Annotated in this window: 20 protein-coding genes and 1 tRNA gene; 16 read left to right on the top strand and 5 right to left on the bottom strand. The window is 47.5% G+C overall.

Annotated elements, in window-relative coordinates; all coding sequences use genetic code 11:
- Positions 1 to 218 precede the first annotated feature (218 nt).
- Positions 219 to 1808: a diguanylate cyclase domain-containing protein gene (locus IQE94_RS03205; RefSeq protein ID WP_223342701.1), complete on the top strand. Its 1590-nt coding sequence runs from the start codon at positions 219 to 221 to the stop codon at positions 1806 to 1808.
- A 282-nt stretch (positions 1809 to 2090) separates the two neighbouring features.
- Here IQE94_RS03205 and IQE94_RS03200 read toward each other — a convergent pair whose 3' ends face one another.
- Positions 2091 to 3623 (bottom strand): ammonium transporter, encoded by a 1533-nt coding sequence (locus IQE94_RS03200; RefSeq protein WP_212716106.1) that lies wholly within the window; start codon positions 3621 to 3623, stop codon positions 2091 to 2093.
- A 274-nt stretch (positions 3624 to 3897) separates the two neighbouring features.
- A complete protein-coding gene (locus IQE94_RS03195) occupies positions 3898 to 4548 on the bottom strand; it encodes a bifunctional 4-hydroxy-2-oxoglutarate aldolase/2-dehydro-3-deoxy-phosphogluconate aldolase (RefSeq protein ID WP_370630534.1) in 651 nt (216 codons plus the stop codon).
- An 89-nt stretch (positions 4549 to 4637) separates the two neighbouring features.
- Between IQE94_RS03195 and IQE94_RS03190 the strand changes: the two genes are divergently transcribed.
- The 11 genes from IQE94_RS03190 (at position 4638) to IQE94_RS03140 (ending at position 16605) form a co-directional block, all read left to right on the top strand.
- A complete protein-coding gene (locus IQE94_RS03190; RefSeq protein WP_223342700.1) occupies positions 4638 to 5588 on the top strand; it encodes a hypothetical protein in 951 nt (316 codons plus the stop codon).
- 98 nt (positions 5589 to 5686) lie between these two features.
- The gene (locus tag IQE94_RS03185; RefSeq protein ID WP_223342699.1) at positions 5687 to 8122 is read left to right on the top strand and encodes an HD family phosphohydrolase; all 2436 of its coding nucleotides are present in this window, start codon (positions 5687 to 5689) and stop codon (positions 8120 to 8122) included.
- Between the two features lie 317 nt (positions 8123 to 8439).
- Positions 8440 to 9948, top strand: coding sequence for a ferredoxin--nitrite reductase (locus IQE94_RS03180; protein WP_223342698.1), 1509 nt, complete (start codon positions 8440 to 8442; stop codon positions 9946 to 9948).
- Positions 9949 to 10160: 212 nt separating this feature from the next.
- A complete protein-coding gene (gene cynS, locus IQE94_RS03175) occupies positions 10161 to 10610 on the top strand; it encodes a cyanase (RefSeq protein ID WP_212716098.1) in 450 nt (149 codons plus the stop codon).
- A 15-nt stretch (positions 10611 to 10625) separates the two neighbouring features.
- The gene (locus IQE94_RS03170; RefSeq protein ID WP_223342697.1) at positions 10626 to 11798 is read left to right on the top strand and encodes a molybdopterin molybdotransferase MoeA; all 1173 of its coding nucleotides are present in this window, start codon (positions 10626 to 10628) and stop codon (positions 11796 to 11798) included.
- On the top strand, positions 11774 to 12757 hold the full coding sequence (gene moaA / locus IQE94_RS03165) for a GTP 3',8-cyclase MoaA (RefSeq protein WP_212716094.1): 984 nt from the start codon (positions 11774 to 11776) through the stop codon (positions 12755 to 12757). The genes IQE94_RS03170 and moaA overlap by 25 nt, the downstream gene beginning before the upstream one ends.
- On the top strand, positions 12758 to 13801 hold the full coding sequence (gene moaC / locus IQE94_RS03160) for a cyclic pyranopterin monophosphate synthase MoaC (protein ID WP_223342696.1): 1044 nt from the start codon (positions 12758 to 12760) through the stop codon (positions 13799 to 13801).
- Entirely contained in the window at positions 13785 to 14030 is a 246-nt protein-coding gene (moaD, locus tag IQE94_RS03155) for a molybdopterin converting factor subunit 1 (RefSeq protein WP_212716090.1), read from the top strand. The genes moaC and moaD overlap by 17 nt, the downstream gene beginning before the upstream one ends.
- A gap of 5 nt (positions 14031 to 14035) precedes the next feature.
- Positions 14036 to 14473, top strand: a complete 438-nt coding sequence (locus IQE94_RS03150; RefSeq protein WP_212716088.1) for a molybdenum cofactor biosynthesis protein MoaE — start codon at positions 14036 to 14038, stop codon at positions 14471 to 14473.
- Positions 14474 to 14627: 154 nt separating this feature from the next.
- Entirely contained in the window at positions 14628 to 14912 is a 285-nt protein-coding gene (locus IQE94_RS03145; protein ID WP_212716086.1) for a DUF4090 family protein, read from the top strand.
- A 163-nt stretch (positions 14913 to 15075) separates the two neighbouring features.
- Complete coding sequence (locus IQE94_RS03140) at positions 15076 to 16605, top strand: YifB family Mg chelatase-like AAA ATPase (RefSeq protein ID WP_212716085.1); 1530 nt, start codon at positions 15076 to 15078, stop codon at positions 16603 to 16605.
- Positions 16606 to 16645: 40 nt separating this feature from the next.
- Here IQE94_RS03140 and IQE94_RS03135 read toward each other — a convergent pair.
- Positions 16646 to 16726: transfer RNA gene (locus tag IQE94_RS03135), tRNA-Leu, on the bottom strand.
- Positions 16727 to 16876: 150 nt separating this feature from the next.
- Positions 16877 to 17797 carry a PhzF family phenazine biosynthesis isomerase gene (locus IQE94_RS03130; protein ID WP_212716083.1) on the bottom strand — a complete coding sequence of 307 codons (921 nt, stop codon included), beginning with the start codon at positions 17795 to 17797 and terminating at the stop codon, positions 16877 to 16879.
- 142 nt (positions 17798 to 17939) lie between these two features.
- Here IQE94_RS03130 and IQE94_RS03125 point away from each other — a divergent pair, with 142 nt between their 5' ends.
- Positions 17940 to 18137 (top strand): hypothetical protein, encoded by a 198-nt coding sequence (locus IQE94_RS03125; RefSeq protein ID WP_010871779.1) that lies wholly within the window; start codon positions 17940 to 17942, stop codon positions 18135 to 18137.
- Positions 18138 to 18438: 301 nt separating this feature from the next.
- Positions 18439 to 19476, top strand: a complete 1038-nt coding sequence (locus IQE94_RS03120; protein ID WP_212716081.1) for a LysR family transcriptional regulator — start codon at positions 18439 to 18441, stop codon at positions 19474 to 19476.
- Between the two features lie 95 nt (positions 19477 to 19571).
- Here the strand turns inward: IQE94_RS03120 and IQE94_RS03115 are convergent, their stop codons facing one another.
- A complete protein-coding gene (locus IQE94_RS03115) occupies positions 19572 to 21272 on the bottom strand; it encodes an AarF/ABC1/UbiB kinase family protein (protein WP_212716079.1) in 1701 nt (566 codons plus the stop codon).
- Between the two features lie 147 nt (positions 21273 to 21419).
- On the opposite strand from IQE94_RS03115, the gene IQE94_RS03110 reads away from it, so the two are divergent.
- Both IQE94_RS03110 and IQE94_RS03105 read left to right on the top strand, forming a co-directional pair.
- On the top strand, positions 21420 to 22496 hold the full coding sequence (locus tag IQE94_RS03110) for a hypothetical protein (RefSeq protein WP_212716077.1): 1077 nt from the start codon (positions 21420 to 21422) through the stop codon (positions 22494 to 22496).
- 87 nt (positions 22497 to 22583) lie between these two features.
- Positions 22584 to 23945, top strand: coding sequence for a (Fe-S)-binding protein (locus IQE94_RS03105; protein ID WP_212716075.1), 1362 nt, complete (start codon positions 22584 to 22586; stop codon positions 23943 to 23945).
- Positions 23946 to 24320 lie beyond the last annotated feature (375 nt).

Here is a 24320-nt window from a genome sequence, read left to right as displayed (position 1 = left end):
GAGGTTTCTAACCCATAGGCACACCATTACCGGGTGAAGAATTCTGGATTAATTCTGGATTCAATATTTTCAGCAATTGCCTAACTGCCTAGAAGCCTTGCGCCGACGCCAAATCTTCAAGCATCTCGGAGAAGTAGATCTGACCATAATCGTCGATTTTCCCAGAACTTCCCGTCATTCGACTATACAACTATTGCCAGTTCAACAGGTGCAATGCAATGTCCTCCTATCTTGTCAACGAAACTCTAGCGGTGGTGGAACAGGAGATTGCTCAGTTTCTGATAGACTTTCCCCGTGATCACCCCTATGTTATGGCCCTGTCACTGCCTTCTTTCCGCCAACAACTCAAAGCTAAGATTTTGAGTACAATTCCTAACCGTTACAAAGTTAGGACAGACGAAGATTTAGAATTTACTTCTGTCCATGACTACACCGGCCTAATTGAAGAAAAATTAGTCATTGAAGAAAGCATTCTTCGGGCAATGCCAGCCATGATTGATGACTTAAGATATCGTGTACATCAAGAAGATTCGGGGGAAATTATTGACCAATATACCCAAATAAATTCACCCTGTCTGGATACGGATTGGTGGGTGAGGGTGCACACAATTATTCCCTGTGTAACCTATTACTTTGGCCCTTTTACTGATCAGAAAGAAGCTAGCACAGCTTATCCTGGTTATCTCGAAGATTTGAGGGCAGAAAAGGCCATCGGTATTTTCGCTGATATTAAACAGGACTGCCCCCGTAACTTAACCGTTGTTGATTCACCAGCGGATCTGAAACAGGATCAGCAACGATTATGGAAAATTTATAAAAAAATTTATCGACAAAAGTCAACTCTCGAAAAATCATACCACAATCTATTAGAATTGTTACCTGGAAATTACTTAATTGTTGATTGCAATGGAAAAATTCAAGATTCGAACCAAAATGCCTGTCGTTTACTTAAAACCGATAGAGAATCCCTAATGGGAAAACCTTTTATTTACTATGCACCGCAACAACAAATTTCGTTACTCGAAAACCATCTGGAAAATATAGTTAAAGATCAAAGTGAATGGCAGGTGCCCTATTGTTGGTCAATGCAACTCCAATCCCTAAGTAGTATTTCCATCAGTGTGGATATTCAAGCCACTCAAAAAAGAAATGACAATGGTGAAATCAATGGTTTTTATTGGCTATTAAATGACATAACGTCCCTCGCAAACATTAACGACCAACTTTATTATGAATCTCACCATGACAGCCTGACTTGTTTACCTAACCGTCGTTCCCTGGCTCTTTTTTTAGAAAACCTACACCAGAATGTCCATGTGGGGGGGAACTATGACGACCAGGTGTTTGCACTGCTGATGCTGGACTTGAATAAATTTAAGAGCATTAATGATCGATTCGGGCATTTGTTTGGAGATAAAGTGCTACAACGGGTAGCAGAAGTCCTCCTGGAGTGTGTGCGAGAAGGTGACCAGGTTGCTCGACTGAGTGGAGATGAATTTATAATTGTGTTGAAGTCAACCCAGTCAGGTGACGATGCGAAAAAATGTGCAGACCGCATTCACCGATTATTCTCCCGTCCGTTAACGGTGGAGGGGATTCAATTACTTGTTAGCACTAGTATCGGTATTGTAATCAGCAATTACGACCACTTCGATTATGAGCGTTTAATCGATTATGCCGATACTGCCATGTATGAAGCCAAGCGCAACGGGGATCTATTTGTGGTTTTTGATGATACCCAGCCCTCAGCTAATGGCAATTCTCACCTGTTATCGACAAAGAATTTACACTTGAAAGACGGGATTTAACTTCGGGTTTGCGCCAGGCGCATTCGGTAACTCTTTGTCACTTGAATTGACTATGAAGATTCCTTTATGAAGATTCCTTGTTGTGCTGTCTGTTGGTAGCCTTGGCAGAATTGGATGGTGAGATTTTTTCACTAATTATCCATTACTCGCAAAAAATAGTAAAAAGGGAGCGGTAAAAACCCGACCCCCTTGGAGATAGTTATTATTTTTTGCCAGTTTGATGAAAATTAATTTGTCTTCGGTAGGTGAAGGGATAAAATTTATCCTTCCACCCAAAGTCAACTATTCAGACACAGCGGCACTGGAAACAGCGCCCCCAAAGGAGTCGGTTTCTTTAACAAAGCCAGTGTAGGCCTCCATGCCGTGTTCGCCGATGTCCAAACCAATCATTTCTTCTTCGCCGGAGACTCGGATACCCATGGTTTGCTTCAGGATCGTCCAGACTACAAAGCTGAAGATGACGGTGAAAGCACCGGTGGCAGCAATACCAATGATTTGGATAATCAGTTGACCAATGCCGCCGCCATAAAGCAATCCACCTTCTTTGGCAAAAAAGCCCACTGCGAGGGTGCCCCACATACCGTTGACCAAGTGAACGGAAATGGCACCTACAGGGTCATCAATTTTAATTTTGTCGAAGAAGGCAACGGAGTAAACAACCAAAATACCGGCAATGCCGCCGATAATAACGGCGCCCCAGAAAGAAACCCCAGCACAACCGGCAGTGATGCCCACCAGACCGGCCAATACACCGTTAATTACCATGGTTAAATCGGGTTTACCATCCTTAATCCAAGAGGTGAAGGTGGCGGTGACTCCCCCAGCCGAGGCGGCGAGGTTAGTGGTTACGGCAATGTAGGCGCAATTTTCATTAGCGGCCAATTCAGAACCAGGGTTAAACCCAAACCAGCCAATCCAGAGAATCAGGCAACCGAGCATGGCAAAACCCATGTTGTGGCCAGGAATAGCACCGGGTCGGCCATCAACAAATTTGCCCAGCCGCGGACCCAACATCCAAGCCCCCACCAGAGCAGCCCAGCCTCCAACGGAGTGCACCACTGTGGAACCGGCAAAATCGGAAAAGCCTTCTGCCCCCATGATGGAAATAGAGCTTAGCCAGCCTCCGCCCCAGGTCCAGTGACCGGTGATGGGGTAGGCGACGCCCACTAGCAGAACGCTGAAAATCAGAAACTCGTTAAATTTGATCCGTTCAGCAACAGCACCGGAAACAATGGTGGCAGCGGTGGCGGAGAACGCAACCTGGAAAAGGAAAAACACTGTCACCGGCAGGCCCCCAGGAAAGGGGTCTAAACCGTAGTTGGAGTGGTCGCCGCTCAGGAAAAATCCTCCAAAACCGATGAAGGAATTTTCGGTGCTACCAAACATAAAAGAAAACCCGAGCGCCCAGTAGGCTAAGGTAGCCAGGGCAAAAACGATCAGGTTTTTGGTCAGAATGTTAACGGCATTTTTTTGGCGACAAAGGCCGGTTTCCAACATACCGAAACCAGCATTCATGAAGATAACCAAAATGGCGGCTATCAAAATCCAGATGGTGTTCAGGTAACCCTGGAGGGTAGCAACATTTTCGTTAACCACCGTGATGTCGAGTATCTGCACATCTTGGGCGATCGCCGCAGCGTTCCACAGCACCACAATCAGAGCGGTAAGGGGAATACAGGCTAGCCAAGGGGAATTAATTTTACGACGTACAAAGCGAAAAAGAGAGGATTCTTCTGCCCCAGCACGCGAGGAATGTGTCCGATTAACAGGACTCCTCTCACCCACATTTAGTTTAGACAATATCGAATTAGACATTTTGTACTTTAATCTACATTGTTCTACGAAAGTCCTCCGCCACTCATTTCTCCCAAATTATTAAGCCAGCTCTGTGATAGTGCTTTGCCATAGATTTGGTCGAAGAATAGAAGAAACTAGACTTTTTCGGACATCAAACCATTAGAGTATTCAATTTTTACATGATTGTTTTCTGTATGATTTACTACTTTTCAAATGGAAAATTCGGTGTAAACCTGCGGACTTTGACGACTGGGCTGCTTTTTGCCATGGGGTCAATCGTCTTTTTGTACTATTAAACCCTTGCGGTCTGGATTTGCTCCAGCAAGGTGCGGATCCGATCGCCAATTTCTGTCCAGGCTTTGGTTTTTACTAAATGGGGAGGGAATAGCTGGCCGGATAGACCCACAGCGATCGCCCCGCAGGCCAGGAAAGCTTGAGCATTTTCCAAGGTTACCCCTCCAGTGGGAATGAGGGGGATTTGGCCGAGGGGCCCCTGGAGAGCTTGAATGTAGTCCACTCCCCCCAAGGTTTTAATGGGGAAAACTTTGACGGCGGTGGCGCCCCTCTGCCAGGCTTGGACAATCTCTGTGGGGGAAAAAGCACCGGGAATAATCGGTATGCCATGGGCAACGGCGCTGGTAATTAACTCCGGCTCACTGTGGGGGGTAAAACAGAATTGGGCCCCACTGGCAATGGCTTGGAGCAAATCTTCCTGACGGAGCACCGTACCCGTACCAATGGCACAATGGGGAAATTGATGGCGCAGATGGGCAATGGTGTCCCCTGGTCGGTCACTGTTCCAGGTAATTTCCACTAACCCCATACCCGCTTCGATGGCCACCTTGGCCAATTGCACACTTAGGTTGAGGGAATCGGTACGAATAACGGCGATCGCCCGGTACTGTCGCAACATTTTCAACCATGGCGATCGCAGAGCAGAGATGGCGGCCCTTTGGGGATGGGCAAAATCATCAACAATGGACAAACTACAAACTTCCCACACTTAACACTGTCTTAGATTACCGCTCCACCATGGCCCTTTCTTACCTTTCCCGTTTCCAAGCTTGTTTACTCCTAGCCCTGGGAGGAAAAGACCAAAGGCAGTGTCAATCAAACCAAGCCAGTGGGTATCCATGGCACGAAGCCTGGGGCCATGTTTTGGCCGCCCCCTACCAAACCCCTTTACCGCAAACATTTTGGCAAAAGGTCTTGTCTCGCCAACCGGCCTTGACTCCGCCCCAGTTGGTGAATTGGTTAATTGTTTTGGCCCTGTACCACCACGAAAATCCCCTGGGCTTTAGGCAGGATTTATCCCACTGGTGCCATCTTTGTCAGAATCATTGCCCTGAATGGAACGGTGGCGATCAGTCCCAGCCAGCACTATTGCTGTGGCAAAGGCTATTGACCCTCATCCTGTCGGAGAGATTTACTGTCCCCCAGTTGCCCGCCCTGCTGAGGCAACCGGAGAGATGGTGGCCCGTTGGCCCGGCCCCAGCATTCTCCCCGATTTTCCTCAATCAGCTAACGGCGATCGCCGAATGTTTGCAAAATTATGCCCCCCAGACCATCGGCCAAAGCCCAGACCCCTGGATCGATGTAGTGGGTACCGCCATTTATCTCTGGGGTAAAAACCCTGCCCAACCCCGCTTGATTATTCGCCAATTGCAGAGCATGAACCAACCCCACCCCAAGGCGATCGCCGACTCACTTCCCAACGAAAATCAAGCGAATGACCCCGACCTGAATCCTGACCCCGGAATTTTACCCCCCTTAACCCTCGCCCTAGTGGGAGCTTATAATGGTATGGAGATTAGCCAACAAGCCTTAACAAAAGACCATCGCTCCGCAGTGCGCGCCAACTTTTTGCCCTTGGGGCAACGGCTTTGGCAAAGATGGTCTGGTCGGCTTCGTGCTGGTTCCGGCCAGGAACACCTTCCCTTGGCCGTGGCCCCCCGTTGGGAATGCAACGTCGATCTAGTCTAAAATTAGTCTCTCAACAGGAATATGGACAAATCCTCCCCACCCACGGCAACTAACTGGATAGCCCAACATTTTCCAGCTGTTGCCCACCCATTGGTGCTATGAAAGCAATCTTTGCCCTCCGCCAAGCAGTGGTTTCCCAACTAAAAAAGTCCACTTCGCCCAGCCCCCCCTCCCCCAGGACAACGGTGCCCCCGTCCCAGGACGAAACCATTTGGCAAAAAATCCATCGCTCTAAGTTTGTCCGCATTGCCCACCCACCAGTTATGTTGGGGATTACCGTGGTTTCCCTCACAGGGGTAGTGGGTTACCGTTTTTATAACCAACCCCAGCTCAGTGTTGGTACCGAATCTCCCTACACCATCTACGCGCCGGAAGATGGCAGTTTTGTGGACGAAAGAACCACAGAAGAAAAGCGGAAAGAAGTGCGGGCTGGAACTATCCCCCGCTTACAACGGGACAATGAGCTAACCGCCCAACTGAAGCAGCAAAGAAGCCAATATCTAGATGCCATCAATCAGCTCCGTTATCTGGCCGGCACTTTTCCCTACATAGACACCAATATTTTTACCCTGGAGCAGCAACATTTACTCCGCAGTCTGGGGCCAAGGGAATGGCAGCAGTTAGAAAATTATCTTAACAATGGCCAGCCTCTGCCCATGGCGTCTCCCCAGTTGGCCAAACTGCAACAGTTATTTGACCAACAAAAAGCCACCACTTCCCCCGAGACCATGGCCGGTTTGCTCACCAGCATCAGAGAAGCCCAAGATAGATACAGTCGGGTGACAGCCCGTTTAGCGGAGGTTAAAGCCGATCGCCAGATTACAAATAACCAAATAGGGGCGTTGAAGTTAGACGCCCCCACCTGGCAAACTACCCAACAGACTATTATCCAAGTCCATGACCGAATTCTTACCCAAGGGCTTCCGGCGGGTATCACAGCCCCTCTGTTGGGGGAAACGGTACAACTCCATTTGCGCAACATTTTGCCCCCCCAAGCCCACCAAGTAGCGGAAGGCAGCTTAAATAATTTACTCAGGGATAAATATAATCTCACCGTTGACAAGGAAGCCACCAAAAACCTAGCAGAAAAAGCCGTATTGGCCATGGAAACTGTCAAGGTATCCGCCGAGAAAAACAGTGTAATTGTGCGGGCTGGGGAAGCCATTAGCCAGGAGCAATTTGTTTTGCTGGATGGCTACGGTCTGAGTCAACGACAGATCAATTGGCAAGGCCTATTGCTGACAGCGGGGTTAGTGGGGGGAGCCTTAATCATTTTTTGTGGGGTGAGTCGGCGCATCCATCGGCCCCTACGACGGCGGGATCACATTCTTCTTTGTCTGCTCAGCATTAGCACACCAGTTTTATTTTTACTGGATCCGATTTACAACAACCTACCGGCCATTAGTTTACTCGCTAGCAGCTTTTACGGCCCTACCTTAGCCATCACCCAAGTGGTATTAGTGGGGGGATTGTCCGCCTTTGCGATGGAATCGATTGTTTGGGAATATTTGCTGGGCAGCGGAGCGGCCGCTTTGCTAGCGGGGATGATTGCCAGCAAGCTTCGTTCTCGGGATGAGTTGGCCCTGTTGGGGGTGGGGGTAGGTGCCACCCAGGGCATAGTTTATTTATTCACATATTTAATCATTAACGCTTCAGCAGTCACCATTATTTGGTACACGGCCCTGCCCAGTGCTATTGTCTACGGCCTGCTTGGTTTGGCCTGGAGCGCCATGGCGATCGGCGTTTCCCCTTACCTAGAAAGATTGTTCGACGTAGTGACCCCCACAAGGCTGGTGGAATTGAGCAATCCCAACTGCCCTCTACTGCAAAGGTTGGCCAAGGAGGCCCCCGGTACTTTCCAACACACCCTATTTGTGGCTTGTTTGGCGGAATCGGCAGCGAGGGAATTGCGCTGTAATGTGGAGCTGGTCAGAACCGGAACTTTGTACCATGACATCGGTAAAATGCACGACCCCCTGGGATTTATCGAAAATCAAATGGGGGGTCCCAATAAACACGATGAAATCAATGATCCCTACATCAGTGTGGACATTATCAAAAAACATGTTTCCGAAGGCTTAGTTATGGCCCGCCGCTACGGTTTACCCCAGGTGGTGCGGGACTTTATTCCGGAACATCAGGGACAAATGTTGATTTCTTATTTTTATATTCAAGCCAAAGAAGCGGCGGAAAAGGCCGGTGAACTGCCAATCAATGAGGAAGAATTTCGCTATCCGGGGCCCATTCCCCAGTCGAGGGAGACGGGCATTGTCATGCTGGCGGACAGTTGTGAGGCGGCATTGCGTTCCCTCAGGGAAGCTAATCCAGAAACCGCTATGGCTATGGTTAACCGTATTTTTAAGGCCCGCTGGCGGGACAACCAACTGCAGGATAGCGGCTTGAAATACGAAGAATTGCCTATTATTGCCGACGTGTTTGTGCGGGTGTGGCAACAGTTCCACCACCAAAGGATTGCCTATCCCAAGGCAGCGTTGGATGTACAGGTAACTAGCCCTTCCACCACCAGATTTTGAGGTTGGTCAAGTTAATCAAATCTGAGTTCTAGAGGAAAGAAGTGCGGGAAAAAAGACTGAAGGTTAAGCTCAAAGTATTGAAATTCAAGCCCTCCAGCCATGTCAATTTGTCCACAGAGCTTTCGTCTCTTCATTTCTGGCCCAGTTTCTAGGGAGCCACCTCAATCCCCAATTATCGACCCGATATTCCCATAAAATTTAACGCATAAGCTAAATGCGCAAACCGCATATAGGTGGGCTGAGTGTAATTTACGTTACAAAATTTAACGAAATGGGAACCCTATAGTGATATCTACTGTTATCTGGCTTGAAGCGTTGTGGCTAATAAATTTGAGACCGTTAAGGCAACCAAAGATGGTTTGGCTGTCCGGGCTGAGTTGGAGCATTTTGCCCAGATTGGTTGGGAAAACATCCCCGAAGAGGACCGGGATCTACGCTTGAAGTGGTTAGGCATTTTTTTTCGCCCTGTCACCCCCGGGGAGTTCATGCTCCGTTTTCGTATTCCCCACGGCCTGCTCACCAGTCAGCAGTTGCAGGTTATCGGCGACATTATTGACCGCTACGGCGATCGGGGCAATGGGGACATCACCACCAGGCAAAACTTGCAAATTCGGGGCATCAAAATCGAAGATATTCCCGATATTTTTAGCAAGCTAGAAAGCTGTGGCCTGACCTCCGTCCAGTCCGGTATGGATAATGTGCGTAACATTACCGGTTCCCCGGTGGCAGGGTTGGAAAAGGATGAATTGATTGATACCAGAGACCTGGTGCAACGGGTACAGGACATGATCACCAATAGTGGTCAGGGTAATCCCGAATTTACCAACTTGCCCAGGAAGTTTAACATTGCCATTGAAGGGAGTCGGGACAATTCTGTCCACGCAGAAATTAACGACGTGGCCTTTGTGCCGGCCTATCGGGAAGGAATTTTAGGTTTTAACGTAGTGGTGGGGGGCTTTTTCTCCTCCCGTCGTTGTGAGGCGGCTATTCCCTTGGATGCTTGGGTGCAACCGGATCAGCAGGTGGTGGATTTGTGCCGCTCTATTCTGGAAGTCTATCGGGATCATGGCCTGCGGGCTAACCGCCAAAAGTCCCGCCTAATGTGGCTAATTGATGAGTGGGGGGTGACCAAATTTCGGGAGGAAGTGGCCGCCAAGTTACCTTTTCCTTTGTTGACAGCGGCTCCCAAGGATGAGTTGGACTGGGATAAGCGGGATCATTTGGGAGTTCATCCCCAGAAACAGGCGGGTTTGAATTATGTGGGTCTCCATGTGCCGGTGGGCCGTCTCTATGCCAATGACTTTTTTGAACTCTCCCGTTTGGCAGATAGCTATGGCAATGGGGAAGTGCGACTGACCGTGGAACAAAATTTAATTTTGGTCAATGTCCCCGATGATAAGTTGGAAGCTCTGTTGGCAGAACCCCTGTTAACCAAGTTCAAGGTTGATCCCCATAATCTACAACGGTCGGTAGTTTCCTGTACGGGGGCACAATTTTGCAAGTTTGCTCTGATTGAAACAAAAAATCGAGCTTTGGCCATGGTAGAGGCGTTAGAAAAGGAACTTACTGTGCGGAGTCCAGTGCGAATCCATTGGACTGGATGTCCCAATTCCTGTGGCCAACCCCAGGTGGCGGACATTGGCTTGATGGGCACAAAGGTGCGTAAAGATGGCAAAACGGTGGATGGGGTGGACGTTTATCTAGGGGGGAAAGTGGGTAAAGATGCCCATTTGGGGATCTGTGTTCATAAGAGCATTCCCTGTGATGAGCTTCAGCCTTTGCTGGCCCAGATTTTAATTGAACAATTTGGCGCAGTGCGGCGTTGATTTTAGAGCTTTCGTTCTGGTCAACTCTTCCATCGGTAACATCTCCAGATTTATCTGTAGTAGTACTCTTTGGGATTTTCCCGTCAGAACCCCATGGCGGTAAATTTTCTTGGACGGCAATGGTCCTTGGATAGGTGGGTCAATCTGTAGTCTAAAAATTAATCTCGTTAAATTGAAATTACTGAAATTATTTAATGAATAAGGAGAAATCCATGTCGAGCACTGAAATTTCTGCTATCACGACAAAACTTCTGGAAGCAAAAAAAGCCAAGGGAGTTACCTTCGCCAATTTAGAGCAATTGCTCGGACGGGATGAGGTCTGGATTGCTGCTGTGATTTATCGACAGGCCAGTGCTTCCGTTGATGAGGCCAAGAAACTCCTTCAATGCCTGGGTTTAAATGATGATCTTGTGCCAGAACTTACTGCTCCTTCGGTTAAGGGGCTGGGGCCAGTTGTGCCCACGGATCCTCTCATTTATCGCTTTTATGAGATTATGCAGGTCTATGGCATGCCCATGAAGGAGGTGATCCATGAAAAGTTTGGGGATGGTATCATGAGTGCCATTGACTTTACCCTAGATGTTGAGAAAGAATTAGATCCCAAGGGCGATCGGGTTAAGGTGACGATGAATGGTAAGTTCCTACCCTACAAGAAATGGTAATGGGGGGCACCCGAAATGATTTCCGTTGCTGCCGCTGTTGAAATTATCCAAGCCCATTGGCCGAATTTTGGTGACACTGTCATGGATGTTGATGATAGCTATGGCGCTGTTCTCGCGGAATCCATTGAGGCCGACCGGGATTATCCCCCTGGCGATCGGGTAATGATGGATGGTATTGCTTTAGCTTGGTCAGAGTATAACCAGGGCCGTCGTCAGTTCAAGCTTTTAGGGACGGTGGCGGCGGGCGATCACCAATGCGATTTGCCAGACCAGACCGGTTGCTTAGAGGTAATGACGGGGGCCCTACTACCCCAGAATTGTGATTTGGTTATTCCCTACGAAGAAGTGGCGATCGCCGATTATCAGGTAGAAATCATTGATCCTCGGTCAAGAAAACCAGGGGAATTTATTCACTCAAAAGCTAGTGATTGCCGATCAGGAACAGTTATTTTAGAATCTGCCTCAAAGTTAAACGGCCCTGCTTGGAACATCATCACTTCCTTTGGGAAAACTAAAGTCAAAGTTAAGCAAACGCCCCGCATCCAAATTATTTCCACCGGGGATGAATTGGTGGAAGTTACTCAAAAACCAGAAGCTCATCAGCTACGTCGTTCTAATCTTTATGGACTCCAAGTATCCCTACAAAGTCGAGGGTTTCAGAATCTAAACTTGAATCACTTAGCTGATGATCAAGAGGTAATTATTAGCCATTATCAACGGGCTAAACTGGAGTATGACATTCTAATTTATTCCGGTGGCATTTCTAAAGGTAAATTTGACTATTTACCAAAGGTCTGGTCTGAGCTAGGCGTAACTAAATATATCCATGGCGTGGCCCAAAAGCCCGGTAAGCCGATGTATTTTGGTGTTGATCATCAGGCTAAAACTGTTATTATTGGTCTGCCTGGAAATCCTATTTCTAGCCTTGTTTGTTTACATCGCTACTTTTTGGATAATCCTCCAATCTACGCCCAGTTAACTAGGGATTTTACTTTTAAAAAAGATTTGACCTATTTTTTACCTGTTAAGCGAAGTTATACTCCCCAGGCGGTGATTACAGCTGAGCCGCTGCCCGTCAAAAACTCCGGGGAATTTATTGCCCTAGCTAACAGTGATGGCTTTTTGGAACTACCTCAGCACCAAGCATATTTTCAGGCTGGAGAATGTTTTCCTTTTTATGCCTGGTAGAATTAGCATTGCCCATGTCCCAGACCTTAGTTGATAGTTATGGCCGCCGCATTCGTAAATTGAGAGTTTCCCTCACGGATCAGTGTAATTTGCGTTGCCATTATTGTATGCCAGTGGACGCAACATTTCTTAATCAATCGACTTATTTATCTTGTCAAGAATATGGGGAAATTGTTGGAGAATTAATTGAATTTGGCTTGGAGGAAGTCCGCCTAACCGGGGGAGAACCTTTGCTGAGAAGTAACTTCGCTGAAATTGTCCGAGCCATTGCTCAATTAAAACTTAAAAAAATTGGTTTGACCACTAATGGTATTATTTTAGACCGGCATTTGGATACCTTAAAGGAAAATAATATTCTGGATTTAAACGTTAGTCTCGATAGTTTAAATGCTAAAACTTTCCGAGCAATTACCCATGGCAATTACCTTAAAACAATTCTTCGTAATCTCGAATTAGCCCATCATCAAGGATTCAGAATCAAACTCAATACGGTGGTAATGAGAGGGATTAATGACCAAGAAATTTTTGACTTGATTGAATATGCAAAGCAGTGGGCGATGGAGATTAGATTTTTGGAAATTATGCGCATTGGATATGCCTGTAAACAACAGGAAAAAACATTTATTGCTGCCCAAGAATTATTGACAAGAATTCAACAAAAATATAGTTTAAAACCAGTCCAATCGGCCTTAGATGCTACGGCTTTTCGCTATAGCACTAGCTGTGGAGGGATAATCGGCTTTATTGCTTCCGAATCCCAGCCATTTTGCGGACATTGTTCCCGTTGGCGATTGTCGGTAGATGGCACTCTGCGGGCCTGTTTGCTTAAAAATGAGGGAATTAATATTCGTCATTTTCTACCGTCGGAACGTCAACACACTTATCAGCAATTGTTGGGAATGAAACCCTATTTACGCCCCCCTGAAGTTAGCCACGCCATGCATCAAATTGGAGGATAAATGTTTACCCATCTTGACGAAAATCAACAGCCTCGTATGGTGGATATTAGTCAAAAAGTAGCTGGCGATCGCCGGGCAGTGGCCCAGTGTATAGTTCAATTACCCAAGGCTGTCAAAGATTATCTAACAGGGCAAGAAATTGTTCTTAAGAAGGGGCCGGTTATTCAAACAGCCATTATTGCTGGCACCATGGCAGCAAAAAAAACAGCGGATCTGATTCCCTTTTGCCACACCTTACCAATCCATGGCTGTAAATTTGATGTCAATATTATTGATCAAGGACAAGATTATTTGGAGATAATTTTGCAATGTGCTGTTAATACTAATTACAAAACTGGAGTAGAAATGGAAGCCCTTTGTGGAGTCTCCGTAGCGGCATTAACAATTTATGATATGTGTAAATCCATCAGCTCAGAAATTATTATCAAAAATACTCAATTAATAGAAAAAACTGGTGGTAAAGCCGATGTTAAGCAAACTCCTCTCTACGGTTTGGTGTTGACCGGCGGAAAAAGTAAACGTATGGGTAAAGACAAGGCGTTAATTAATTATCAAGGACAACCCCATGGGCAATATATCTATAATTTATTATCAAAATATTGTGAACAAGTTTTCCTCTCCGCCCGCCCCGGTCAGTGGCATGGAACTCCATTGGAAAATTTACCTACCTTAGTGGATGGGGGAGATAGTATGGGTCCAATGTCGGGAATTTTAACGGCGTTGCAGAGTTATTCCCAGGTTAATTGGCTAATTATTGCCTGTGATTTGGCCTATATCAATAGTACAATGGTGGAGAAGTTAATTGCCCATACCCGCCAAGATTTGGTGGCAACTTGCTACGAAAATGCTGATCAAGGTTTTCCCGAAGCGTTGTGTGGTATTTACACTCCCCTTGCCCTCAAATTATTTAATAAAGCAAAAAATGTCGGCTTACATTGTCCAGTTAAAATTTTACAAATGGCGAATTACCAATTGATCAAGCCTGACAATTTACTTGATATTGCCAACGTTAATAGCCCAGAAGATTATGTCCAAATCAATTAAGTTAAGGTATTTTGCTTCTCTCCAGGAACAGGCCAAAGTTGCGGAGGAAAATTTAATAACTGATCTAAATACCTACCGAGAACTTTATGATTTATTGTCGGAGCGTCATGGCTTTAATTTGTCTTCTACCCAGGTAAAAGTTGCAGTTAATGATGAATTTACTACCATGGAAAATATAATTTTAGACCAGTCCACTATCGTTTTTATTCCCCCCGTTGCTGGGGGTTGATTTCCATGGCTTTAGCTTTATTTGACATTAGTGACCAATCGATCAATACCCAACCTTTAATTGCGGGTTTAGAATGTGATCAGGCTGGAGCCTTGGTAACTTTTGCCGGTTGGGTCAGAAATCACAATGACGGCAAACAAGTTAACTCTTTGGAATACCAGGTTTATCAGGAGTTAGCCATTAACGAGGGCTTTAAAATTATTACTGAAGCTAAGGAAAAATATGATCTTCACCAGGCGATCGCCGTCCATCGGAGTGGCCATTTAAAAATAGGGGAAACTGCGGTGTGGGTGGGGACAGTGGCTAGCCATCGCCAAGCCGCTTTTCAAGGCACTCAGTATGTTATTGACCAAATTAAACTGAGATTACCGATTTGGAAAAAGGAGCATTATCTCAATCATCCGGCCGCATGGGTTTATTGCTCCCATCACCACAGTTACTAGATTATTAATCATCTAACCAGGTGGAGATTAATAACGTTAATTAATGGCTCTAATTTAATTTAATCGCGGTAGTTATCCGGTGGACATTGGTGATTTTAGTGACCTTTTTTCGCTAGGATAATTAAAGTAAAATAACTCGAGGGTAATATTGATTATGGCTAATACAACCAAAGGAGCCGATGCCATTGACCAGGCGATCGCCGCTGGCATTGATTTTGATGGCAGTGCCATTCCCCCACTCAAACTGGAACTCTATCATCAAGTGATGGGCTTGGAAGCGGGGCGGCAACGCAGTGGAGTCAGCAATACCATGCGCTCCCGCATTGTCCGTATTGGAGCCAAGCACATTGCCCAGGCAGAACTGGATCAGAAATTAATTGACGCTGGCTTTGCCCCCCTCAAGGAGAAGGAAATTGCTTTTTTCTATGGCGCTAAGTAATTTTAGGTTGCCTTTAAGCAGAGTAGTTATCTCCCTGGCTGGCTAGACTTAGAACCCATTAAACCATTGCCGCCCTCCAGGGTGAGGGAGCTTTAGTGAAAATTTTCCCATGCTATCTTAATAGATAAAATCAGGCTAAGTGAACTGAGTTTGTGGGTCGACTATGTTAGCAAGGGTTTGGAGTGCTTCCCTGTTGGGCATTGATGCCATTAAAGTCGGGGTGGAAGTGGACGTTTCTGCTGGGCTACCGGCGATCGCCGTGGTGGGACTACCAGATACGGCAGTGCAGGAATCGAGGGAACGGGTTAAGGCGGCCTTAAAAAATGCAGGCTTTGCTTTTCCGGTAAGGCGTATTGTCATTAACCTCACCCCGGCGGATTTACGTAAAGAAGGCCCCAGTTTTGACCTCCCCATTAGCATTGGCATCCTCGCCGCATCGGAACAGGTGGATGCCCAACTGTTGGGGGATTATTTGTTTTTAGGAGAAATGTCCCTGGACGGGAGTTTACGGGCGATCGCCGGTGTTCTTCCCATTGCGGCCACAGCGCAAAAAATGGGGCTAGCGGGCATAGTGGTACCGTCCGGTAATGCATTGGAAGCTTCCGTGGTGCAGGGCTTAAAAGTCTACGGCTTCGACCACATTAAAGACGTGGTGGACTTTCTTGGGGCACCAGAAAAATTCGTCCCAGTTAATGCCCAGGATGCCAAACAACAGTGGAGCATGCCTTTACCTTGCCTGGATTTAAAAGATGTAAAAGGGCAATCCCATGGCCGGAGAGCATTGGAAATTGCTGCCGCGGGGGGCCATAACTTGATTTTTGTTGGGCCACCGGGCAGTGGAAAAACCATGTTGGCTAGGCGTTTACCGGGCATTCTGCCGCCACTCCATTTTGAAGAAGCCTTGGAAGTGTCCCAAATCCATTCTGTAGCAGGGTTACTGAAGGAACGGGGACAGTTAATTCGTCAGCGCCCTTTTCGCAGTCCCCACCATTCCGCTTCTGGCCCTTCCCTGGTAGGAGGTGGGAGTTTTCCTCGGCCGGGAGAAATTTCCTTGGCCCATCGGGGGGTCTTGTTTTTAGATGAATTAACAGAATTTAAACGCAATGTGTTGGAATTTTTGCGGCAACCCTTGGAGGACGGGCAAGTTACCATTTCCCGCACGAAGCAAACCATCATGTTTCCCGCCCAATTTACCCTCATTGCCAGCACCAATCCCTGTCCCTGCGGTTATTTTGGCGATCCAATTCAAGCCTGTTCCTGTTCTCCCCGCCAGAGGGAAATGTATTGGTCCAAGCTTTCTGGCCCCCTGATGGACCGCATTGATTTACAGGTGGCAGTTAATCGTCTTAAGCCAGAGGAAATGACCAGCCAAGGCCAGGGAGAAAGTTCAGAACCAGTGCGACAAAGGGTGGCCAGGGCCAGGGCAATGGCGATCGCCAGATTTAGCAAAGATGCAAAACTTAGCTGTAATGCCGAAATGCAGGCGGGACAATTGCGTCAATTTTGCCAGTTAGATGAAAACTGCCGTCAATTACTGGAAGGAGCGATTAAAAAGCTGGGACTCTCTGCCCGGGCCATGGACCGAATTTTAAAGGTATCCCGCACCATTGCTGATCTGGGCCAATCGGAGCATATCCAAGCATCCCATCTGGCGGAAGCAATCCAATACCGCACCCTAGATAGGTTCACTTGATGTTCACTCCTAGGGTGGAACATTAACTTCATTTTTTTAATGCGGACGGGGAGACTCGAACTCCCACGCCAAAGACACTAGAACCTAAATCTAGCGCGTCTACCAATTCCGCCACGTCCGCGTCCGGCCAACCATCCTATCACAATCCCCTCGATTTTTTCCCAGTTGTCCAGACAAGTAATGGGTAAATCCTGTCTTCACTAGAGTTGGGTTGGGGCCAGGGAAGAAGAAAAATTTCTGTCCCCAGACGTGACACTTCCCTAATTCCTTTCTAATTCCCTAAGTTCATCAAACCTTCCGATACTAAAACTGATCGCCCGGCCACTTTCACCCCCGTAATCGCCTGATTTTCCTTTACCACGGTTAACTGTAATTGGCTGGGTCTTCCTAAAGCTTGGCCCTGTTCAATTTGCCAGTGGTATTGGCCTGACGCTCCCAGGCGATCGCCTAAGTAACCACCTAACGCCGCCACCCCGGAGCCCGTGGCCGGATCTTCGGCAATGCCCAAACCGGGGGCAAACATCCGCCCGTGGATCAACTTGTTATCTAATAAACCTAGGGCAGTATCCGCTGGGGCCAGACAATAAACACAATGGGCCCATTGATCCGCCAATAGGTCTTGCCAAACCGATGGACTAAAACTAATCTCGTTTAACGCCGCCTCATTCACTAAGGGAATAAATAAAAAGGGCAACCCACAGGAATAGGCTTTTGCTTCATACTCCCCTTGCTGTAGTTGATCCATAGATAGTCCTAAAAGAAGGGCCAAATCCTGCCCAGATGGAGTCGAACGCTGGGTTTGGGGAAGCTGGGCCACGGTTAATTCTGTTTGGATCAACTGTCCTTGATCGTAGTAGAGGGTGACAGGCACTAGACCCACTGGCTCTTCCAACTGCCAAGTGGTCGTGACTAAAGGGCTGGGAGGCTGGAGTAAACCCAACAGATAGGCGGCCCCAATGGTGGGATGCCCCGCAAAATCCAATTCTGTTTTGGGGGTAAAAATTCTCAAGCGAAAATTCCCCGTTGCCGTCGCTGGAGGCAAAACAAACACCGTTTCGGAATAATTGATTTCCGTGGCAATTTTCTGCATTTGCCCATCGGTCAAAGCCTGGGCATCGGGAAAAACCGCCAGGGGATTACCGCCAAAAAGCTGGTCGGTGAACACGTCAAGGGTATAAAAGCGATAGCGCATAGAACTAATCGGGGAATTGAGAACCGAAAAAAGGGATGTAAATTTTTGTTTCTGTATAAAATGTTACAGAATTGTGTGTTATAAGTATTAAAGAGGGTAATTAACCAAAACTTTTTTCAGCAATCGTCAAGAGGTATTCACTATGTCTACTCAACAACAGGCCCGCGCTCTCATGATGCGCCACCACCAATTTATTAAAAACCGCCAACAGTCCATGTTGTCCAGGGCTGCCGCTGAGATTGGTGTGGAAGCCGAAAAAGATTTTTGGACCACTGTACAGGGCAAACCCCAATCCAGTTTCCGCACAACTTATGACCGTAGCAATGCTTCCCTGAGTTAGTTTGGAGGTGACTAAGGTATTCAATGTGGAATGCTTTAGCACCGGATTTGGGTCAGCGGAGTAGCAAAGATAAGCTCATAACCACCATTTTGTGGATTTTGCAAAGGGGGGGAGTAAATTAACTGCCCTCTTTTTTGCGTCGTTCATAGTAAATTAATTTTTTTGAGTGGGATTGGTCTTGATGGTAAATAGGCTCCCATCGGGGAATTAGACCCTGGGCTATGGCGTTGTAAAGGCTCTAATTGTGGTACTGTCAGTGCAATAGGGCTGTCCCTGTCTTGTTCATCGTTTGGCTGGATCTATGTCGGATATCCCGTTCACGTTGGATCAACTTCGCATCCTCAAGGCGATCGCCTCGGAAGGCAGTTTTAAACGGGCGGCAGATACATTGTACGTTTCCCAACCGGCAGTTAGTTTGCAGGTGCAAAACCTGGAAAAGCAGTTGAGTGTACCTTTATTTGACCGGGGAGGGCGCAAGGCCCAGTTGACGGAGGCGGGGCATTTACTGCTCAATTACGGCGAAAAAATTATTACCCTCTGTCAAGAAACCTGTCGGGCGATCGAGGATTTACAGAATTTACAGGGGGGAACCCTAATTGTGGGGGCTTCTCAAACCACAGGTACCTACCTCCTGCCCAGGATGATTGGTATGTTCCGGCAGAAGTATCCCGATGTAACGGTGCAATTACAGGTCCATTCCACCCGCAGGACGGCCTGGGGCGTGGCCAATGGGCAGGTGGATTTGGCCATTATTGGCGGCGAGGTACCGGCGGAATTGCAGGAAACTTTGACAGTATTACCTTACGCGGAGGATGAATTGGCTCTGATCTTGCCAGTGTTCCATCCCTTGGCCCAGGCAGAGACAATCCAAAAAGAAGATCTATACAAGCTTAAATTTATTAGTCTTGATTCCCAATCCACTATCCGCAAAGTAATTGATAAGGTGTTGAGCCAGGGGGAAATTGACCCTAAGCGCCTCAAAGTTGAAATGGAACTCAATTCCATCGAAGCGATTAAAAATGCGGTGCAGTCCGGTTTGGGGGCGGCCTTTGTGTCCACCACGGCGATCGAAAAGGAGTTGGAGATGAATGTGCTCCACATCGCTCCAATTAAAAATGTGGAAATTCGCCGGGTTCTTTCGGTGATCATTAACCCTAACCGTTACCGTTCCAAGGCTTCCGCCGCTTTCATTAGGGAAATATTGCCCCAATTTTCCACCCACCCTGATGCCCTCGACCCAGAAAGGTTATTCGCTAATCCCTACAGCAACAATAACGGCGATCGCCAAGGGGATGGCAAGGACGGCAAAGGGAGCATTGAAATCGATTCGGTTACCTAAACTTAGATAGGTCAAGGTCAACCGACCCCAAGGCAAAGAACTTGATTCCGGTTACGATTGGGATTAATTGTTTAAACTGGTAGATTGGGCAAAATTTACCGTTGGGGCAGAATGGTGCTCACCCCGGCAAGAGAAAATTCCCGCACTGCATTCCAAGCTACATTGACCAACTCCTGGGGCCTGAAGTCATCCTTCACCAGACCCCAAATTCTTTGCACTTCATCGGTATGCAGGCGATCATCCTCGGTTAAAGCCAGGAGAATTTGCCGCCGTAGATATAGACCTTCCTCGGAAAAGAGAAACTGTAAACCCAATTGGGCTGTGGGCAAAAGGTCAAACTTGGTATCAGAACGGGCAATGCTGAGCATATTTTCCAACCGTTGCCATTGGAATTTGCCATTTTTAAACAACACATCAATGAGTTGGCGGCGCAGTTGGGGAGATTCCCCGGTTAATAAACGACGGGCTACGTAAGGATAGGCCACTTCGACAATTTTAAAATTGGGATCCAAACTCAAAGCTAAACCCTCTTGGGTCACCAAGGAACGAATAATCAGAGCAAACTTGGCCGGTACTCGGAAAGGGTAGTCATACATCAACTCAGAAAAATCGTCGGTGATGGTTTTAAAATTAAAGTCTTGGACGCTTTGGCCAATGGCACTGCCAAAAACATTTTCTAGGGCAGGAATAATCGGGGTAATGTCAGTGTTAGGAGCGAGAAAACCGAGGGCAATAAAGTCTTCGGTGAGGGCTAGGTAATCCTTATTAATTAACTGGACAATGGAGCTGGCGATGGTTTCCTTGGTGCCTGGTTCTAGTTGATCCATCATGCCAAAGTCGATGTAGGCCATGCGACCGTCTAAGGTGGCAAATAGGTTACCGGGGTGGGGGTCGGCATGGAAAAAGCCATGTTCTAGGAGTTGCCGGAGCCCGGAAGTAACCCCAATTTTGATGATGTTGCTGGGATCGAGGCCTGCCGCTCGAATTTTATCTATGTCGGTTAATTTAAAGCCCTGAATCCATTCGAGGGTAAGGACTTTTTGATTGCTGTATTGCCAATAAATACACGGCACTTTAACTTCGGCATCACCATGGAAATTTTCGGCAAATTTTTCGGCGTTGCGACCTTCGTTTAAATAATCAATTTCTTCAAACAGCTTAATACCAAACTCATCCACAATCAAAGTTAAGTCGTGGCCAAGGTTGAGGGGTAGAAATCTCCCAAACTTTTCCGCTCCCAAACGCATCAGGTATAGATCTAAGCTAAGCCGAGGGCGCAGGTTCGGCCGTTGCACTTTCACTGCCACTTCTTCACCGCTGAAAAGCATGGCACGGTACACTTGTCCTAAGCTGGCGGCGGCCACGGGATGGGCAGAAATTTCCCGGTAAGCTTCGTCTACTTTCATGCCCAATTGCTCTTCCATGAGTTGAAAGGCAAGGTCATTGTCGAAGGGAGGTAATTGATCCTGCAGTTTGATTAATTCTTCTAAAAAGTCTCGCCGCACCAGATCGGGGCGGGTGGAGAGGGCCTGGCCAACTTTGATGAAAGTCGGACCCAATTTGGTCAGTAATTCCCTTAAATCCTCTGCCCGTCGCCGTTTGTAGTATTCCACTTGCCCAGTCCATTGATCCCAGAGCAAACAGGTGAGGAAAAAACCGAAAGACCAGACTACTTCCAAAGCCCGCCATAACACTTTCCAGGGACGACGACGGTAATAATTGGCGATCGCCTTAACGTCGTAGCGACGAATATTATCGAGTTCCGATTGGGGGGGCAGGGGTTTGGGATTAGGCACGGGATGGGGACGGAGATTTATGGACTTCGAACTAAAATCTTCAATTAGGGGAAACTTAAGAAATGTAAAAACTGCGACATTTTTCTTAATGTTAGCATTGCTTTTCCTGATAGTAGCCTTAGGAAATCGGCACTACCAATTCAAATAATGATAAACCGCCAAGACCTGAAGCATTTGCAGTCCCTAACTCCGGTTCCTGCTCTCTCGATTCTGTTATCCACCCATCGCACTTCCCCGGATAATAAGCAAGACCCCATTGTGGTGAAGAATTTGGTCAGCGAAGCCAAGACAAGGCTGGGGGAAGAGTATTCCCAGCGCGAATTAGAGCCTCTGCTAAAGAATTTAGATAGTTTGGTGGAGACCATTGATTACAGCTATGGTCTTTGTGGTTTGGCTTTGTATGTGAGCCATGATTTCGCCAAATTGTACTACTTGCCTTTTCCGGTTCAGCCTAGGGTGGTGATTGATAAAACCTTTGCTACCAGGGATTTAGTCTATGGTTTGCATCGGCAATTGCAATATTGGGTACTGTTATTAAGCCGAGGATCAAGTCGTTTACTGGCCGGCACCGGGGACATTTTGGAGGAAGTGGAAGATGATTACTTCACCTTCGCCATGACGGGGCCTGGGGGAACAGAAGCTTTACCGGCAGACACTGATTCCAGTTATCGGGACGATCGCCAACGTCGTTTTATTCAGGAAGTGGACCGGGCTTTTAGCAACTATAACGCTGGGGAAAATTTACCTTTAGTGGTGAGCGGGGTGGATCGTTTAGTGTCCTTTTTCCAGGAAGTTTCTTCCCATACAACGGCGATCGCCGGTACGTTACTGGGCAATTTTGACCGGGCCAGCATCAGCGAACTTACTCCCCAAGTTTGGGAAATTATGCAAACGGTTAGGGACGCCAAGCAAAATGAAGCTTTGACTGCGTTGGATGAAGCAGTTAGTGCCCAAAAATTCGTTTCCACTGTGGGGGAAGCTTGGCGTTTAGCCCAGGAAGGTCGGGGTAAATTGCTGGTAGTTGAAAAGGGCTATCACGAGCCCGCCATTCTCTCCGCTAACGGAGGCATTGAATTAGTGGCGAAACCCGGCGGCACGGAAATAATGGACGATGCCGTGGACGAAATCATCGAGGTAGTGCTGGCAAATGGTGGAGAAGTAGCTTTAGTCGAAGATGGTAGTCTAACCCAACATCAACGCATTGCTTTGGTTTTACGCTACTGATGCCATTGATTAAGTTAGGGGGAGGTTGACGGTTTCAGACTGGGAAAAAGTGTGATCATAGGGGACAGTGTTTTTCCCCTTGTTCCTATGTCGGCTCCTCCCTCCTTCACCGCCTTGGCCCAGGCCGTCAACAATCCCGAAATTGGTTTTGATTCCCAAAATCCCCCGCCCCAGGCCGTGTTGGATAGTTGTGTCCACTGCGGCTTTTGTTTGAATACCTGCCCCAGCTACCGGGTCATTGGCAAGGAAACCGATTCTCCCCGGGGCCGCATCTATTTAATGAATGGCATTAACCAGGGGCAAGCCAGTTTAGACGCCACCACCATCCAGCATTTTGACAGTTGTTTAGGTTGTTTAGCCTGTGTCAGTGCCTGTCCTTCTGGGGTGCAGTATGACCAGTTGATCTCCGCCACCAGGCCCCAGGTGGAACGTAACTATGACCGTCCCTTTGGCGATCGCCTTTTGCGGGGGATGATTTTTAATTTGTTTCCCTATCCCTGGCGGTTGCGGTTGTTACTGCCCCTGCTCTGGATTTATCAAAATTGTGGGTTGCAAAAATTAGTGCAAGTAACGGGACTATTGACCAGATTCTTTCCCCGTTTAGCGGCCATGGAAAGCATTTTGCCCCGGGTCACTGCCGCTTCATTACGGGATAATTATCCAACTGAAATTCCCGCTCAGAGGGAAAAGCGCTACCGAGTGGGCGTAATTCTTGGTTGTGTACAAAGATTATTTTTTTCCCCTGTTAATGAAGCCACTGTCCGGGTTCTAACTGCCAATGGTTGTGAAGTAGTGATCCCGAAATCCCAGGGGTGTTGCGCTGCCCTCCCCGCCCACCAAGGCCAAACCGCCCAAGCCCAGGCGATCGCCAGGCAGATGATCGACAGCTTTGCCGACACAGAGGTGGATTACATTATTATTAATGCCGCCGGTTGTGGTCACACGCTGAAGGAATACCACCATATCCTGGCCGACGACCCGGAATATTTAACCAAAGCCCAAGCCTTTGTTAGTAAAGTACGAGACATTAATGAGTTCCTGATGCAGATAGGGTTAAGCCAAACCCTCCACCCCGTCACCGAGGAATTAACCCCTGTGGTTTATCAAGATGCCTGCCATCTGATCCATGGTCAAAAAATTAGTCTCCAACCCCGACAGTTAATTGCCCAAATTCCCCATTTACAATTGCGAGAACCTTTGGATGCGGCCCTCTGTTGTGGCAGTGCCGGGGTCTATAACATGCTCCAACCGGCGATCGCCGAAGAGTTGGGACAGCAAAAAGTCAGCAATCTCTGTCAAACTGGCGCCAAATTAATCATTTCCGCCAACCCTGGTTGCTCATTACAAATCCAAAAACACTTGCAGAAACAAGGCCAAAGCCTCGGGGTCATCCATCCCATTCAATTGCTGGACTTATCTCTGCGGGGAGAAAAGTTAACCAATCTCTGATTTTAGTGACCAGAGCTGGTTGACCGCGGCCTAATCCTGGTTTTTCAGGGTCTAACAATGGCCTGGGCAGGGGAGTTTACCAAAAAATGGAGGGATCGAAATGCCTGAGCGAACCCACTCTTGGGGGCGCGGATAGGCATCGCTACCACCACAGCAAGATAGGGTCAACCGTGGAAACACTGGGACGAAATCTAGTCATAGTAAGTGATCCCCAATTTGTTGTTCCCCAAACGTTCACTTGTGCTGTGAAATTTGCACTAGCAAAACTGTCCATCTCCAACCCCATGCAAAGCAATTAACTAACAGGGCATGGAAACCAAAAAGTCGTTTTTATCGACATTCTTCTAAAAGTTTCCCCCCAAAGCACCAATTCTG

It is taken from the genome of Synechocystis sp. PCC 7339 (genome assembly GCF_019924095.1).
Classification (GTDB): Bacteria; Cyanobacteriota; Cyanobacteriia; order Cyanobacteriales; family Microcystaceae; genus Synechocystis.
This window is presented reverse-complemented; position numbering and strand designations above follow the sequence as displayed.

Coding starts and splice junctions, on each gene's coding strand:
- IQE94_RS03205 (WP_223342701.1), top strand. CDS start 219: ATGTCCTCCTATCTTGTCAACGAAACTCTAGCGGTGGTGGAACAGGAG.
- IQE94_RS03200 (WP_212716106.1), bottom strand. CDS start 3,623: ATGTCTAATTCGATATTGTCTAAACTAAATGTGGGTGAGAGGAGTCCT.
- IQE94_RS03190 (WP_223342700.1), top strand. CDS start 4,638: ATGGCCCTTTCTTACCTTTCCCGTTTCCAAGCTTGTTTACTCCTAGCC.
- IQE94_RS03185 (WP_223342699.1), top strand. CDS start 5,687: ATGAAAGCAATCTTTGCCCTCCGCCAAGCAGTGGTTTCCCAACTAAAA.
- cynS (WP_212716098.1), top strand. CDS start 10,161: ATGTCGAGCACTGAAATTTCTGCTATCACGACAAAACTTCTGGAAGCA.
- IQE94_RS03170 (WP_223342697.1), top strand. CDS start 10,626: ATGATTTCCGTTGCTGCCGCTGTTGAAATTATCCAAGCCCATTGGCCG.
- moaA (WP_212716094.1), top strand. CDS start 11,774: ATGTTTTCCTTTTTATGCCTGGTAGAATTAGCATTGCCCATGTCCCAG.
- moaC (WP_223342696.1), top strand. CDS start 12,758: ATGTTTACCCATCTTGACGAAAATCAACAGCCTCGTATGGTGGATATT.
- moaD (WP_212716090.1), top strand. CDS start 13,785: ATGTCCAAATCAATTAAGTTAAGGTATTTTGCTTCTCTCCAGGAACAG.
- IQE94_RS03150 (WP_212716088.1), top strand. CDS start 14,036: ATGGCTTTAGCTTTATTTGACATTAGTGACCAATCGATCAATACCCAA.
- IQE94_RS03145 (WP_212716086.1), top strand. CDS start 14,628: ATGGCTAATACAACCAAAGGAGCCGATGCCATTGACCAGGCGATCGCC.
- IQE94_RS03140 (WP_212716085.1), top strand. CDS start 15,076: ATGTTAGCAAGGGTTTGGAGTGCTTCCCTGTTGGGCATTGATGCCATT.
- IQE94_RS03130 (WP_212716083.1), bottom strand. CDS start 17,797: ATGCGCTATCGCTTTTATACCCTTGACGTGTTCACCGACCAGCTTTTT.
- IQE94_RS03125 (WP_010871779.1), top strand. CDS start 17,940: ATGTCTACTCAACAACAGGCCCGCGCTCTCATGATGCGCCACCACCAA.
- IQE94_RS03120 (WP_212716081.1), top strand. CDS start 18,439: ATGTCGGATATCCCGTTCACGTTGGATCAACTTCGCATCCTCAAGGCG.
- IQE94_RS03110 (WP_212716077.1), top strand. CDS start 21,420: ATGATAAACCGCCAAGACCTGAAGCATTTGCAGTCCCTAACTCCGGTT.
- IQE94_RS03105 (WP_212716075.1), top strand. CDS start 22,584: ATGTCGGCTCCTCCCTCCTTCACCGCCTTGGCCCAGGCCGTCAACAAT.